The 13680-nt window shown below is 50.9% G+C and carries 10 protein-coding genes and 2 pseudogenes; 7 read left to right on the forward strand and 5 right to left on the reverse strand.

Annotation, left to right across the window (positions count from 1 at the left end; all coding sequences use genetic code 11):
* The 3 genes and pseudogenes from QJQ48_RS15540 to QJQ48_RS15550 all read left to right on the forward strand — a co-directional run.
* A pseudogene (locus QJQ48_RS15540) lies at positions 1-172 on the forward strand (ISKra4 family transposase); the annotation flags it as partial.
* Positions 173-181: 9 nt separating this feature from the next.
* Positions 182-298: pseudogene (locus QJQ48_RS15545) on the forward strand (DUF433 domain-containing protein); the annotation flags it as partial.
* Entirely contained in the window at positions 295-612 is a 318-nt protein-coding gene (locus tag QJQ48_RS15550) for a DUF5615 family PIN-like protein (protein WP_346292159.1), read from the forward strand. The pseudogene QJQ48_RS15545 and the gene QJQ48_RS15550, both read left to right, overlap by 4 nt.
* Before the next feature lie 487 nt (positions 613-1099).
* Here the strand turns inward: QJQ48_RS15550 and QJQ48_RS15555 are convergent, their stop codons facing one another.
* From QJQ48_RS15555 to ribA, 3 genes are read right to left on the reverse strand one after another with little or no spacing between them, the layout of a single operon-like run.
* Entirely contained in the window at positions 1100-1963 is an 864-nt protein-coding gene (locus tag QJQ48_RS15555) for a dCTP deaminase (protein WP_346292160.1), read from the reverse strand.
* A complete protein-coding gene (locus tag QJQ48_RS15560) occupies positions 1960-2511 on the reverse strand; it encodes a hypothetical protein (protein WP_346292161.1) in 552 nt (183 codons plus the stop codon). Before QJQ48_RS15560 ends, QJQ48_RS15555 begins: the two co-directional genes overlap by 4 nt.
* 48 nt (positions 2512-2559) lie before the next feature.
* Positions 2560-3144, reverse strand: a complete 585-nt coding sequence (gene ribA, locus QJQ48_RS15565; protein ID WP_346292162.1) for a GTP cyclohydrolase II RibA — start codon at positions 3142-3144, stop codon at positions 2560-2562.
* Positions 3145-3818: 674 nt separating this feature from the next.
* Between ribA and QJQ48_RS15570 the strand changes: the two genes are divergently transcribed.
* Positions 3819-4064: a hypothetical protein gene (locus QJQ48_RS15570; protein WP_346292163.1), complete on the forward strand. Its 246-nt coding sequence runs from the start codon at positions 3819-3821 to the stop codon at positions 4062-4064.
* Positions 4065-4403: 339 nt separating this feature from the next.
* Here the strand turns inward: QJQ48_RS15570 and malQ are convergent, their stop codons facing one another.
* The gene (gene malQ / locus QJQ48_RS15575; RefSeq protein ID WP_346292164.1) at positions 4404-5900 is read right to left on the reverse strand and encodes a 4-alpha-glucanotransferase; all 1497 of its coding nucleotides are present in this window, start codon (positions 5898-5900) and stop codon (positions 4404-4406) included.
* A 275-nt stretch (positions 5901-6175) separates the two neighbouring features.
* Between malQ and treS the strand changes: the two genes are divergently transcribed.
* Positions 6176-9583 (forward strand): maltose alpha-D-glucosyltransferase, encoded by a 3408-nt coding sequence (gene treS / locus QJQ48_RS15580; protein WP_346292165.1) that lies wholly within the window; start codon positions 6176-6178, stop codon positions 9581-9583.
* Positions 9584-9695: 112 nt separating this feature from the next.
* Here treS and QJQ48_RS15585 read toward each other — a convergent pair whose 3' ends face one another.
* Positions 9696-10112, reverse strand: coding sequence for a gamma-glutamylcyclotransferase family protein (locus QJQ48_RS15585; RefSeq protein ID WP_346292166.1), 417 nt, complete (start codon positions 10110-10112; stop codon positions 9696-9698).
* 78 nt (positions 10113-10190) lie between these two features.
* Between QJQ48_RS15585 and leuS the strand changes: the two genes are divergently transcribed.
* Both leuS and QJQ48_RS15595 read left to right on the forward strand, forming a co-directional pair.
* Positions 10191-12782, forward strand: a complete 2592-nt coding sequence (leuS, locus tag QJQ48_RS15590) for a leucine--tRNA ligase (RefSeq protein ID WP_346292167.1) — start codon at positions 10191-10193, stop codon at positions 12780-12782.
* Between the two features lie 137 nt (positions 12783-12919).
* Positions 12920-13678 carry a response regulator transcription factor gene (locus QJQ48_RS15595; protein ID WP_346292168.1) on the forward strand — a complete coding sequence of 253 codons (759 nt, stop codon included), beginning with the start codon at positions 12920-12922 and terminating at the stop codon, positions 13676-13678.
* The last annotated feature ends 2 nt before the right edge of the window (positions 13679-13680 follow it).

Raw genomic sequence — 13680 nt, forward strand, 5'->3', positions numbered from 1 at the left:
CTATCAGCAGGAGCAGATTTGCTCGATTGGCTCAGGCGCAGTCGAGTCGGGCATCAAGCAGATTGGTCGCCGGATCAAAATCTCGGGTGCTCAGTGGCAAGAAGATAACGTTCCACAAGTTTTGGCTCATCGCTGCGCCTACCTTAACGGCATGATTGGGGCGCAAAGGTGACATGCTCCCGAAAACGTCAGCGTTGCTGAAATTTTAGAAGATTTTCCTGATTTGGAAGCAGCAGATATTCAAGCTTGCCTGCTCTTCGCAGCCCGACGTACTGATTTTCCTAGACTGACGGCATGAAGATCTGGATTGATGCTCAACTGCCTCCAACTTTGGCAAGTTGGCTATCAGCTACCTTTAGTCTGGAAAGTTTTGCTCTACGAGATTTGTCTCTTCGAGATGCTCAAGATGTAGAAATTTTTGAAGCGGCACGAGCTGAAAATGCTGTGATTATGACGAAAGACAGCGACTTCATTGACTTGGTCTGCCGTTTAGGAACACCTCCTCAAATTTTGTGGCTAACCTGCGGCAATGTCACAAACCGTAATCTACGCCGATTGTTAACCGCTACGTTGCCTGATGCATTAGAACAGTTACGGCGTAGAAAATTTTGACTTTCTACCGATAACCTCTCGATGATTGGTGCGCGTAGGCGCTATCGGAAAGCGATCGCGCGCCTCAAGAAACTCATAAGCGTGGTACGTCCCCAAAAATTTAGTAACGGAGCCGTGGATTTTCTAATAAAAAACGCACTTTGTAAGATTAGCAATTGCACTTTTGCCTTAAGCGGCTTTAGTCAATTTGCTGTATTTGAATTATTGTACGACGACTTTTCATTCCCTACCGGCTATAAGATTTGCGATCGCATTAGATAATTAAGCAGCGATCGCTTGTTTTAAAGAATCTACAGGCAGTGTATGTTTCCAAAAAGCTATCTGATGAGGCAATCAGGTTTACGGAAGAAATACTTTATTAAAATCGGCAATCGCCGCTCTAGAGAAATATTCAATATTCACAGTTCTAAATAGAAAGAAATGCCAGTTTTCCTTAGCGCCAATTCAGCATATGGCAATATGAGATCGTACTGTCACAAAATTTTCATCACTTAGGTTTCATCGAATTAAGTAGAGATACAAGTAAGGAAACTCCAACTCCAACAGTAGTAACCTGCCACATAAAAATATTTAATCCATAGGGAGCATTTAAGTTTAGTTGTACTTGCAACCAATTCCAATACCATTGGGCTGTCAAACCCATCACGATTAGCCAAATTGGGATAACTATAAGTACTCTAGTAACAAGACTAGAGAGCCTGTTTCGCGCGAATTCTTGGAACGAGGTAATCAAAAATATAACTCTTCCTGTCAAAAGATCAGATAAAGTCGGTTTCCTTACTTCTTGAACTGAATCTTCAAAAACTTTTTTTAGTGAAAGATTACTATTGTCAGATAAATACGATAGCAAACTATTAGCAAAATAATCTCCATAAATTTCACCATATTGTCTTGCAACAGATATGGGATTACCGGAGGGAGAATTGAATGTTGGAGTATTTACTCGATGAAATATCAAGGTAATGAATCTAGACTCCACATCCAACTCTACCGACTTTTCACTAATATTATGGATCAAGAAAGTCATTTGCCCACCCCAGTTTGGATCAACAGTTGTGGAATTGATATAAAGACCTCTAGCGGCAAGTGAACCCCTTGCATGTAATGTCCCAGCAATTCTTTTAGACAAGTAAACATGTTCTTTTGTAATGATAAAAACCGATGTTTTTGCGGAAATTAAAATTTTATTATTATCAGGATCTACAGTATTTTTATGCTCAGCGGTAAGGCTTATTGCATAACCAATTCTTAAGTCATAACCCAGAGGAGAAATACAATCTTCTCCATACGGATGTATAACAATTTCTTTGTTTAGAAGATACTTTATGTCCTGATCACTGAGAACACTCATAGACTTAATTTGTTTGCTAGGGAATAAATCAACTGAGATGTTTCATGCAACTTGTTAGTTGTATTCACAACTGCAATTAGCGAATCATCTTCTTGCCTTTGATTGTGGTATTTAGCATAATAGTCTCTATAATCTTTCAAAATGGATAATAGTCTCTCAGTCCGATTAGAGTTCTTCACTTGATTGACTAACTGATCTTCATTTTGAGGTAAGATTACGAAACCCAAATACTTATAGTCACTCAGTAAATTAATTTTTGAAATAGGAAAATCTAGCATCCAGTACGATTCTTGATCACGTATTGATGTTTCGATTTCCTTACGCGGAGTGCCGTATTTATTGCCAAAAATTTGATTTACACAAACGAAAAGATTTTCGTTTTCCATTCTGACAAATTCTTTTTTGCTAACTGAGATCTTTTCAGTTTCTTCAGCTCTTAATGAGCGTGTCATATATGTAGGTATAGATAACCATCCAAACTTATTTCTCAACTCCCGTATTAGTGATGATTTGCCAACACACGAAACTCCAAAAAAAATTGCAAGCATAAATCTCTAAGGCAACATCTGATTATCTTAATTAGCTTACTTATGAACTTATAAATCTATAAAGTGACCTCTCATAACCTTATCTCTGTAAGTTTTTTCCAATTCTTCATTATTGCTTACATCAATTGATATACGCTTACTGTCAGCAACATTAATACCACTATTCCTTAGACTGTCAATTTTGTGAGGGCTATTAGTAAGTAGAGTGACTGAAGAAACGTTCAAGTCTTGCAATATTTCTATTGCACATCTATAGTCTCTTGCATCTTCTTTAAATCCAAGACTGAGATATGCTTCAGTAGATGTCATTCCATTCGCACGTAATTTCGAAGTACTAAGAAGCGCTAAATGACCATTGTTTCTTCCCTCCTGGTCTAGCCAAATGACAATACCTCTACCTTCTTGCTGAATGAGAAATTGAGCCCTTTCCATTTGCTCTCTGCAATCACACTCTATACTATTAAAGACATGAGCAGATAAACACGACGAATGGATACGGCATAAAACATTTTCTGAATTGCTTATATCGCCCATTATTAAAGCAGCTGATTCCTTTTGTCCATCGTAGTAGAGAACTTCTAAAAAAGTACCAAACTTGGTTTTAAGATAACCCTCTTGCAGACGCACTATCATTATTTTTGTCCCTACTTAAAGTGGAATTGCAGCCATCTAAGGAGAACGCAATCATTTATAAAACACAGCAATTTCTTCACAAAGCGTCAAACCTTCTCTGTGCAAGGTTTGCACCGCGATATCCTATTATAGTTTGATCCAGCTCACTCATTTAGGAGCCTACAAGGGCGAATAAGTAGAATGACTCAGTGTAATCATTCCTCCAAACTTTAGTCTTGGGCCTGTTTGGAATTTGTTCATCAATGCTTTATATTCATGCTTCGATTGAAGTGGGCATGGCGTAAGAAGCCTTCCAAACGCACAGCTTCACATCACTATTGACGCCGATCGCCCAATCGCCTACACTCACTCATTAAGCTGTGGCAGTCCAAACGTTACAGCCGTTCACACAGACTCAAAAACCTAGCGGCCCCTGAAGGTGCTACCAACACCAACAGGAGCCTAAACCCCCCAAACTCAGTAGCAGTTCGGGATGGTCTAGGGGTGATTTTACCCTTAGCCACCTCGCTTTGCGCTTCAAAGTTGCGGGGTGGCTATGTTTTTGCGTGCTGGGTGATGGGAAGCCCAGAGATTCACAGCGCCAGTAATAGAAAGTGCTTAGACGCTTTCACCTACTCGCTGTTCGGTTTCTGGCTTCCCGCCCCAGACTCAAATTCATTCAAGGAGTAAATTCCATGTTTCAAGAAGGCCACGTCAGCGATCGCCCGTCCTGCGCGATCGCCCCGCCTGCTCATGAATCATCTGATTCGGACGATCAGGTGCGCATCCTCATGTACGGCCCCTGGCCCTGCGTGCGGCTAGAGATTCACCGATTGCACGTGCTGGGCTATGCCGAAGCGATCGCCTGGAGCAAGCCGATGCCGACGGACAGGCCCGGTGAAGTGAAAGTCATCCTCACCAAGCGCTGCCGATTGGATTAGGCCCAGGAAAAATACGGCGGCGTGGGTCCGTGGGCAGTGCCCACGCTACCGGCTGTAGGTTTGGGTCAACTGTAGTGGGCAGTGCCTGCGCTGCAAAGAAGCATCGGTAGGGTGGGGCATTGCCCACCTTGCTGCCGATTGGACTAGGCCCAGGAAAAACACGGGTGGCGTGGGTCCGTGGGCAGTGCCCACGCTACCGGCTGTAGGTTTGGGTCACCTCTGTAAACAATGCCCACACTACAAAAAACATTGGTAGGGTGGGGCATTGCCCACCTTGCTGCCGATTGGACTAGGCCCAGGAAAAACACGGGTGGCGTGGGTCCGTGGGCAGTGCCCACGCTACCGGCTGTAGGTTTGGGTCACCTCTAGCAGGCGTTTTACCAGGGATTCGCTCAGCTCGTCTGAACGGGTATAGCGCCAGCGCCAGTTGCCGTAGGGGGTGCTGGGGTCATTCATGCGACCCTCGTGACCCAGCCCCATCACATCCTGGAGCTGCACGATCGCTAGATCTGCCACCGAGCCATAAGCCAATCTCAGCAAGGCCCAGTTAATCTCAGCAATTTGGACAGGGGAATCCACGCCGAGGTAGCGGGCAACGGCTTGCTTAACGTCGTCAGTGGCGTCATGTTCCCACCAGCCGATCGCCGTATCGTTGTCATGGGTACCGACATAGACGGCGCAGTTGCGGACAAAGTTGTGGGGTAGATAGGGATTTTTGGCATCGTCACCAAAGGCAAACAGCAGAATTTTCATGCCGGGAAACTCAAAGTGATCCCGCAGGGCTTCCACTTCCGGGGTGATGATGCCCAAGTCTTCGGCCAGCACTGGCAGGCTGCCGAGGCGATCGCCCAGGGTTTCAAAGAAGGCGTATCCCGGTGCGGCAATCCATTCGCCGTTCATCGCCGTTTCTTCACCCGCAGGCACCTGCCAGTAGGCTTCAAAGGCGCGGAAGTGGTCAATGCGGACAATATCAACGTATTCCAGCGTGGCCTTGAAGCGCTTGACCCACCAGTCAAACTCGGTGCTTTGCAGATAATCCCAGTCATAAATGGGGTTGCCCCAGAGCTGGCCGGTGGCGCTGAAATAGTCGGGTGGCACTCCGGCAATGTAGAGGGGCCGCAGGCTGTCGGGGTCGAGCTTAAAGCATTTGGGGTCAGCCCAGACATCGGCGCTGTTGTAGCAGACGTAGATTGAGACATCCCCCACAATTTGAATGCCGCGCTCATTGGCATAGGCCCGCAGCCGTTTCCACTGCTCAAAAAACTTGAACTGGACGAAGCGGTGATACTGAATCTCGTCTTTGAGCTGCTCCGCTTGGGCTTTCAGCGCTTCTGGCTGGCGATGGGCGATCGCCCGCTCCCACTCACTCCACTCCTTGCCGTCATTAGCTTCCAGCAGCGCCATAAACAGGACGTAGTCTTCTAACCAGTAGGCTTGTTCCTGACAAAACTGCTGAAAGTCGGCGTCTGGGCGAAATTTGGTAAAAGCCTGCCGCAGATAGCGGGTTTTGTGGGGAATCACCCGGTCAAAGTCAACCTGAGTCGGATCGCTGTCAGCCGCGATCGCCTCTAGCTGATCGGCCTCTAGCAGTCCCTCTGCAGCCAGTTGCTCTAGGCTGACCAAGAGCGGATTTCCGGCAAAGGCGCTGAAATTCATGGTGTAGGGAGAATGTTCGTAGCCCGTCGGCCCCAGCGGTAATATCTGCCAAATTTTCTGACCGCTACGCTCTAAAAAATCGATAAACTCGTAGGCCGACTGGCCCAAATCGCCAATGCCAAACTGACTCGGTAAGCTAGTGGGGTGCAGCAGGACGCCGCTACAACGCTCAAAAGGCATAACTCAAACCGCTAAGAGACAAAATCACTATAGGCTGCAAAGTCAGATTGTCACCTGACAAGAAAGATAGATTTAATCGCGATCGCTCTGGCTAATTTCTCAGTCGCCTGCGCCAAATTTACGTCGATAGCAGGAAGTGCAACCCGCCAGCCAAAATTTACTTTCGGAAGATTAAAGCTTAGCGGGAAGCGTTCTCGCTATTCTGAAAATCAATGTTCTGACGGTATGATGCGATCGCGCCTAGCCCGTCACTGAAACTGCCAGGAGATCCCATAGTGACCTACGCCCAGCCGATTCAACTGCTCGACAACGATCCCCTCTGGTTTAAGCAGGCCGTCATTTATGAGGTGCCCGTGCGGGCCTTTGCAGATAGTAATGCCGACGGCATTGGCGATCTGGCAGGACTGACGAGCAAGCTGGAATATTTGCAAGATTTAGGAGTGACGGCGCTGTGGCTGCTGCCCTTTTTTCCCTCACCGCTGAAGGACGACGGCTACGACATTTCTGACTATAAGAGCGTCAATCCTGACTACGGCACCCTTGCAGATTTCAAAACTCTGCTAGAAGAGGCGCATCAGCGGGGTATTCGCATCATTGTCGAGCTAATTGTCAATCACACCTCTGATCAGCACGCCTGGTTTCAGCGGGCGCGGCGATCGCCCAAAGGTAGCGTCGAGCGCGATTTCTACGTCTGGAGCGATACCCCCCAAAAGTACGAAGAAGCCCGCATCATTTTTCAGGACTTTGAAACTTCTAACTGGTCATGGGATCCGATCGCCCAGGCTTATTACTGGCATCGGTTTTATTCCCACCAGCCCGATTTGAACTACGACAATCCGGCTGTGCGGCAGGCGGTGTTTGAAGTGCTCGACTTTTGGCTGGAGATGGGGGTCGATGGGCTGCGGATGGACGCGGTGCCCTACCTGTATGAGCGGGAAGGCACCAACTGCGAAAACCTGCCAGAAACCCACGAATTCCTCAAGGCGTTGCGCAAACGGGTGGATGAGCGCTATCCCAATCGGATGCTGCTGGCGGAAGCCAATCAGTGGCCGGAAGATGCCGCTGCCTATTATGGCGAGGGCGACGAATGCCACATGAACTTCCACTTTCCCCTGATGCCGCGCCTGTTTATGGCGCTGCGGATGGAAGATAACTTCCCCATTATTGACATCCTGCAGCAGACCCCCGAAATTCCCGACAACTGTCAGTGGGGTATCTTTCTACGCAACCACGACGAGCTGACCCTGGAAATGGTCACTGATGAAGACCGGGACTACATGTACCGCGTCTATGCTCAAGATCCCGACATGCGGATTAACCTGGGGATTCGCCGTCGCCTGTCGCCGCTGCTGGGGAACGATCGTCGCCAAATCGAACTGCTCAATAGCCTGCTATTGTCACTGCCGGGGACTCCCGTGCTGTATTACGGCGACGAGATTGGCATGGGCGAAAATATCTATCTGGGCGATCGCAATGGGGTGCGGACGCCGATGCAGTGGAGTCCGGATCGCAACGCGGGCTTCAGCAAGTGTCCACCACAGAAACTCTATCTGCCCTTGGTGATTGATTCCGAGTATCACTATGAGGCAGTCAATGTCGAAGCGCAGCGATCGAATACCCATTCGCTCTGGTATACCATCAAGCGGTTGCTGGCTACCCGCAAGCGGTTCGGCGCTTTTGGCCTCGGCACTTTTGAGCTGCTCCATCCCGATAATCGTAAGGTGCTCGCCTTCATTCGCCGTTATAAAGACGAGTGTATTCTGGTGGTTGCCAACCTTTCCCGCTTTTTGCAAACCGTCAGACTGGATCTGTCCGAGTTTGAAGGGCAAGTCCCCACGGAAATTCACGGCACCACGGAATTTCCCTCCATCGACAAGAATCTCTACTTTCTCAGCGTCGGGCCTTATGCCTGCTATTGGTTTACGCTCAAATTCCCCGCCGATCGGCTGCAAACCCTGCGGCGACAGGAAACGCCAACGATCGCGCTGTCACTTCCCTGGCAGCAAGCTCTGCAGCAGCGAGAACTGGAAGCCCCACTCGAAGCTGCCCTCACGGAATATCTGCATACCTATCGCGGCTTTACGGCCCGAATTCAAACCCTCCATATTGCCGAAGTGCTGCCCATTCCCGACGCCAGCCGCGAGGCGCTGATGGTGTGGCTACATGTGGAACCCATTGAAGGCGAGCAGCGCACTTATCTAGTGCTGATGAGCCAGGAAAGTGGGGACGAAGCGATGCAAATGCTGGCGGCAGATCCTCAAATGGTGATTGCCCGCTTACAGTCACCTGCAGCAGCCGATCGGGGGGACACCGACGAGGTGAGCATCATCTTTGATGCGATGGCTCCCGATAGCGGTCGCAGCGAACCCGTGATGCAGGCGATCTATACGTCACTCTTACAGGCGATCGCCCAAAAGCGGACTTCCCAAGGCCGCGCTGGCAACTTAATCACTACCACCACCGACCAGTTCCCAAACCTCTCTGCCGAGCAGCTTGCTAAGCTCCATTGCGTACCTCTGAGTGAAACCCAGCGCAACACCTGTATTGTCTACAACGAGCTATTGCTGCTCAAGCTGTTCCGCCGCCAGGAAGAAGGCACTAATCCCGATCTGGAAATTCGCCGTTTCCTGGCTGAAAAGCACTATGCTCAACACGTTGACTTGCTAGCCGGAGCCTTAGAATATCATCGCCCCAACCGGGGTACCATTGCCGTCGGGCTGCTCCAGACCTATGCCCCAGATGTACGCAACTTTTGGAGCTACACCTTAGACGTGCTGCGAGACTTTTTTGAACAGGTGTTGTCCCAGCGCGAAACCAACCCTGCGGTGCCGGTGCCAGAAGGGACGCTTTTAGAGTTGCAAAACCAAGAATTTCCTACGCTTGCCAACGAAAATTTTGGGCCTTATTTGTCGAACATCTATGCGCTGGGTGAAAGCACGGCTGATCTGCATCTGGTGCTAGCCTCCGACGCAGACAATCCCCACTTCGCACCGGAACCCTTCACCACCCTGTATCAGCGATCTGTTTACCAGTCGGCGCGCAACCTGACCGGGCAAACCTTCCGGGCGCTCAGCCAGAAAGCAGACACGCTGCCAGAAACACTCCAGCCTGTCGCCCGTGCTATTGCCGCGCAGCAAGACACCGTCATCGACCTGTTCCGCGCCATTTTAGACACCAAGGTCACTGCTAAACGGATCCGCTGCCACGGTGACTACCATCTAGGACAAATTTTGCACACGGGGCTTGACTTCATCATCATTGATTTTGAAGGAGATTCTACCCTGCCTTTGAACGAGCGGCGCATCAAGCGATCGCCCCTGCGGGATGTGGCTGAGATGCTGCAGTCCCTCGGCTATGCTGCCGAATCAGCCTTCCAGCATCAGGTAGAGAGCGGTATGCTCAATCCAGATCAGCTAGGCTACATTCAGCAGTGGCAGCATTTTTGGCTCCGCTGGGTCAGTGCTTCCTTCTTGAAAGGCTATCTTAACAAGGCGAGCAGCGCTTCGTTTTTACCCGAAACCGAGGAGGAACTGCACGTTCTGCTAAAAATCTATTTGCTAGAGCGCATCATCTATAGCCTATCTCGTCAACTCGATAAGCCAGATTATGACTTTGGCGTCACCGTTGCCCTAAACGAAGTCTTGCAAACGCTGCAGCTACCGGAGTTTGCGAGTCATGACTGAAGTGGTCGGTCTGAAGCTGGTTGACCTGCCCCGGCACCGTCAATGCGTCTAAGCTGCATCAGCACTGGGCGCTAAAACGGCTGCTGGGATAACAGCTCTGACTCCACGCATTTCACATCAACACATCAGTATGATCTGCCGCACTCCAGACCCCATCCGGTAAATGCTGCCCGCCCACAGCGCGGGCCTTTTCCGCCGCCATTACATACATCCAAGCTTCTCCCAGCGGCACTTGCTCCAGCGTAAACACCGGACGCCACACTCGCTGATACTCGTTAGCTTCTGACGGGCGATCGCTAGCAAAACCCTCTAACTGATCAAGCCGCTGCAGCACTTGAGGCTGCGCAAAGCTGAGTAAAACCCCTGTGACCCAGCCCGTCCCGGTTGTCACCGCTGGATAGCCCATTGGCAAGTGATAAAGCTGTCCCGGCGTCATCGCCGCAATCGCCTCTACCACCTCCCCGCCGCAGTAGCTCTGATGGTAAGGCTCACCTGGCTTTAAGGTACCGTAGACAAACACTCTCAGCATATTCCCTGCATAATCTCTAGAACAGCCTCTAGAATTATGTAAACAAGTTTTAGCGTAGCAAGTAGAGGAGAGGCGGACGTGGAGGCCAAGTACGATCCAGCAGCAATTGAAGAAAAATGGCAGCAGACCTGGGCCTCAGAAGGACTGGATCAAACTCCTGAAACAACGGAGCAGCCTAAATTCTATGCGCTGTCCATGTTCCCCTACCCCTCCGGCAACCTGCATATGGGCCATGTGCGCAACTACACCATCACCGACGTCATTGCACGGGTGAAGCGAATGCAGGGGCACCGGGTTCTACACCCAATGGGCTGGGATGCCTTTGGTCTACCGGCGGAAAATGCGGCGATCGATCGCGGTGTCCATCCGGCTAAATGGACGCATCAAAATATTGAGCAAATGCGATCGCAGCTCCAGCGCCTCGGCCTTTCCTATGACTGGAACCGAGAAGTCGCCACCTGCGCCCCTGACTACTACCGCTGGACGCAGTGGATTTTTCTCCAGTTTTTAGAGGCGGGGCTAGCCTATCAGAAAGAAGCCGCCGTTAACTGGGACCCGGTGGATCAAACCGTCTTGGCAAACGAGCAGGTAGATAGTGAAGGCCGCTCTTGGCGATCGGGCGCGCTAGTAGAGCGCAAGCTGCTGAAGCAGTGGTTCTTCAAAATCACCGACTACGCCGAGCAGCTTTTACAGGATTTAAATCAGCTCTCCGGCTGGCCGGAGCGAGTGAAGCTGATGCAGGAGAACTGGATTGGCAAGTCCACCGGGGCGCAGGTCAGCTTTGCTACCGCAGTCGGTCAGGATCTCACTGTCTTTACGACCCGCCCGGATACGCTTTGGGGGGCGACTTTCATGGTGCTCTCACCGGAGCATCCCCTAGTCGAAAAGCTCACTGCCCCCGATCGCGTGGCAGCGGTAGAAGACTATCAGAAAGAAGCCGCCAAAAAGAGCGATATCGATCGCACCGACGACAGCCGGGAAAAAAGCGGCGTCTGGACAGGCAGCTATGCCACCAATCCGGTCAACGGTGAGAAAATCCCCATCTGGATTGCTGACTACGTCCTCATGGGGTATGGCACTGGCGCGATCATGGCGGTGCCAGCTCATGACCAGCGCGACTTTGAGTTTGCCCAACGGTTTGACTTGCCGATTCGCGGTGTCGTTCAGCCCGCTGCCCCCAACATCGACGCCGACCAGCTGACCCAAGCCTGGAGTGGCGATGGCGTTATGGTCAACTCTGGGCCGCTGAATGGGACACCAGCCGGAAAAGGCAAAGGAGAAAGCGTCGAGGCCGCGATCGCCTGGCTAGAAGCAAACGGTAAAGGTCAGCGTCAGGTGAACTATCGCCTGCGGGACTGGCTGATTTCCCGGCAGCGCTACTGGGGTGTGCCGATTCCGGTCATTTACTGCCCGCAGTGCGGTACGGTGCCCGTTCCTAGTGAGCAGCTACCCGTCAAGCTACCGGAAGACGTGGAGTTCTCCGGGCGAGGGGCGTCGCCCTTAGCCAAGCTCGATCGCTGGACGCAGGTACCCTGCCCTACCTGCGGCACTGCGGCACGGCGAGAAACCGACACAATGGACACCTTCATCGATTCTTCCTGGTATTTCTTACGCTACGCCGATGCGGTTAACGAGCAGCAGGTATTTGACAGCCAAAAGGTCAATGACTGGCTGCCAGTGAATCAGTATGTCGGCGGCATTGAGCACGCCATCTTACATCTGCTCTATTCTCGTTTCTTTACTAAGGTCTTGCGCGATCGCGGCTTGCTCAATTTTGATGAGCCATTTCAGCGTCTCCTCACCCAGGGCATGGTGCAGGGACTCACGTATCTCAACCCCAATAAAGGGGGCAAAGACAAGTGGGTACCGGCTGATCTCGTGGCCGACCCCGACAATCCGGTCGACCCAGCAACTGGAGAACCCCTAGAGCGACTCTACGCCACTATGTCCAAGTCCAAAGGTAACGGCGTGGCTCCGGTAGAAGTCATTCAGAAATACGGAGCTGATACCGCCCGCATGTTCATCTTATTTAAAGCACCGCCTGAGAAGGACTTGGAATGGGACGATGCTGATGTTGAAGGGCAGTTCCGCTTTTTAAATCGGGTCTGGCGCTTGGTGAATAGCTATGTTGAAACCCACAGCGGTGCTGAACTTGCCAAAATCGATCAGACTGCTTTGAGCAAGGCAGAAAAAGAGCTGCGCCGCGCCACCCATACGGCGATCAAAGAAGTTTCTGAAGACGTGACGGACGACTATCAGTTCAACACTGCCGTCTCAGAACTGATGAAGCTGAGCAACGCCATCACAGAGGCTACCTGCGACGACTCTCCCGTTTATCAGGAAGGAGTTCGGACACTGGTTTTGCTGCTAGCGCCCTTCGCCCCTCACATGGCGGCGGAACTCTGGCAGCAGATGGGCCAACCTGGCTCGGTGCATCTGCAATCCTGGCCGGTGTATGAACCCGAAGCGCTCGTAGCCGATGAGATTACGCTGGTAATTCAGATTAAAGGTAAGACGCGCGGCACCATTCAGGTTCCGGCGATGGCCAGCAAAGCCGATTTAGAGCGCTATGCGCGCGAGTCAGAGATAGCCCAGCGCTATATCGATGGTCAGACAATTAAGAAGGTCATTGTAGTGCCGGGTAAGCTGGTGAACTTTGTGGTTGTTTAAGCTTTGGCTGAAAGGCTATGCGTGTCAGGAATAGCTGATTGGGATCTGTCTTGCGACAGATCAATGTCCAATTTTTGCTGGCTAAGTTAAGACAGGTGACTGGTAAAATCAGTCTGTAACAGCTCTAACAAATTCCTATGTCATCTCTGGAGCTTGCTCAAGTTCAGTCAAACATCCGTGTGGGATTGGGCCGCGTTTTGGTCGTTGAAGATGAAGAACTGATTCGAGAAACGATCGCGCTGGCTTTAGCTGAAGAAGGATTTGATGTTTCGGTGGCCGAAGATGGCCTTAGCGCTTTGGATATGCTGGGCGGCACCGTCAATAGCCTCAACAATCCGGCTCCCGACATCAGCCTAGTCATTTTAGATTTAATGCTGCCCGGTATGAATGGGTTAGATCTGTGTCGGCTGCTGCGGCATCAGGGCATAGACATGCCAATTTTGATCCTCAGCGCCAAGGGTACTGAAACCGATCGGGTAGTGGGTTTAGAGGTCGGAGCTGACGACTATCTGGCCAAGCCCTTTGGCATGAGAGAGCTGATTGCCCGCTGCCGGGCGCTGCTGCGGCGATCGCGCTTAGTGGCCAAGCAAAACGACGAGCCAGTGCTGCGGTTCCAAGACATTACCCTGCACCCTAGAGAATGCCGGGTCTTTCTCAAAAGTGAGGAGCTGAGCCTTTCCCCCAAGGAATTTCGCATCCTAGAGCTGTTTATGAGTCAGCCCCGGCGGGTTTGGTCACGCGATCAAATTATTGATCAGGTTTGGGGCCATGACTTCATGGGTGACAACAAGACGGTAGACGTTCACATCCGCTGGATTCGCGAAAAGCTGGAGGTTGATCCCAGCAATCCGCAATATCTCAAGACGGTGCGCGGCTTTGGCTATCGCTTAGGCTAGCT

This window comes from Sphaerothrix gracilis Ecp01 (assembly GCF_030405905.1).
Taxonomy (GTDB): Bacteria; Cyanobacteriota; Cyanobacteriia; order Phormidesmidales; family Phormidesmidaceae; genus Sphaerothrix; species Sphaerothrix gracilis.

Coding starts and splice junctions, on each gene's coding strand:
- QJQ48_RS15550 (WP_346292159.1), top strand. CDS start 295: ATGAAGATCTGGATTGATGCTCAACTGCCTCCAACTTTGGCAAGTTGG.
- QJQ48_RS15585 (WP_346292166.1), bottom strand. CDS start 10,112: ATGCTGAGAGTGTTTGTCTACGGTACCTTAAAGCCAGGTGAGCCTTAC.
- QJQ48_RS15555 (WP_346292160.1), bottom strand. CDS start 1,963: ATGAGTGTTCTCAGTGATCAGGACATAAAGTATCTTCTAAACAAAGAA.
- malQ (WP_346292164.1), bottom strand. CDS start 5,900: ATGCCTTTTGAGCGTTGTAGCGGCGTCCTGCTGCACCCCACTAGCTTA.
- QJQ48_RS15560 (WP_346292161.1), bottom strand. CDS start 2,511: ATGCTTGCAATTTTTTTTGGAGTTTCGTGTGTTGGCAAATCATCACTA.
- ribA (WP_346292162.1), bottom strand. CDS start 3,144: ATGATAGTGCGTCTGCAAGAGGGTTATCTTAAAACCAAGTTTGGTACT.
- QJQ48_RS15570 (WP_346292163.1), top strand. CDS start 3,819: ATGTTTCAAGAAGGCCACGTCAGCGATCGCCCGTCCTGCGCGATCGCC.
- QJQ48_RS15595 (WP_346292168.1), top strand. CDS start 12,920: ATGTCATCTCTGGAGCTTGCTCAAGTTCAGTCAAACATCCGTGTGGGA.